This is a genomic window from Hymenobacter agri (assembly GCF_054778495.1).
Map to the genome: position 1 here is coordinate 1 of NZ_BAAGZM010001005.1, position 1,032 is coordinate 1,032.

Sequence of the window (1,032 nt, forward strand, 5' to 3'; positions counted from 1 at the left end):
GCCGCCGCGCCTGCCGCCGAAGCTGCGCCTGCACCCGCCGCGGCCAGTGTAGCCCTCGCCCCCGACCCCGTGAACAAAGCTGGTGGCCTGTGGGCCTTTGCGTTGCTGGCTTTCACGTTTGGGTTGGCCGCGCTCATCACGCCCTGCGTGTTCCCGATGGTGCCCATGACGGTTTCGCTGTTCACCAGCGGCAACGACAGCCGCCAGCGCGGCATCTTCAAGGCCCTCGTGTATGGGGCCAGCATCATCGGTATTTATGTGTTGATGGGCGTGCTCGTATCGGTATTGCTGGGTGAGGATGGCCCTAATCTCATTGCCACGCACTGGCTGCCCAACCTGATTTTCTTCGTCGTCTTCGTGGTGTTCGGCCTCTCGTTTCTGGGCTTGTTTGAAATCACGCTGCCGCACCAGATTGTGAATTCCGTGGATGCGCAGGCCGACAAGGGTGGCTGGGCCGGCATCTTCTTCATGGCCCTCACGCTGGTGGTGGTGTCGTTTTCGTGCACTGCGCCCATCGTGGGCAGCATCCTGAGCATGGCCGCGCGGGGCGAGCGTATTCAGCCCATTGTGGGCATGCTGGGCTTCTCGCTGGCGTTTGCGCTGCCGTTTACGCTGTTTGCCATCTTCCCCTCGTGGCTGAAAAGCCTGCCCCGCTCGGGCGGCTGGCTGAATACCGTGAAAGTCGTGCTCGGCTTCATCGAGCTGATGCTGGCCCTGAAATTTCTGAGCACCGCCGACCTGGCCTATCACTGGCACCTGCTCAACCGCGATGTGTACATCGTGCTCTGGATTGTGCTCTCGGCCCTGCTGGGCTTCTACCTGCTGGGCAAGTTCCGCCTCTCGCACGACTCGCCCCTCGACCACCTCAGCGTGGGCCGCCTGCTGATGGCCGTGCTGGCCTTCGCCTTCACCGTGTACCTGGTGCCCGGCCTATTTGGCGCACCGCTGCCACTGCTGGCTGGCTACCTGCCGCCCCAGAGCAAGCACGACTTCACCGTAGCCGCGGCCGAAGGCGCCAGCGCGCCTGCCGCA

Annotated in this window: 1 protein-coding gene; it reads left to right on the plus strand. The window is 63.7% G+C overall.

Annotated features, from left to right (window positions below):
- The coding region (locus ACYVDE_RS24045; RefSeq protein ID WP_460504049.1) for a protein-disulfide reductase DsbD family protein at positions 1-1,032 on the plus strand (1,032 nt) is incomplete at both ends.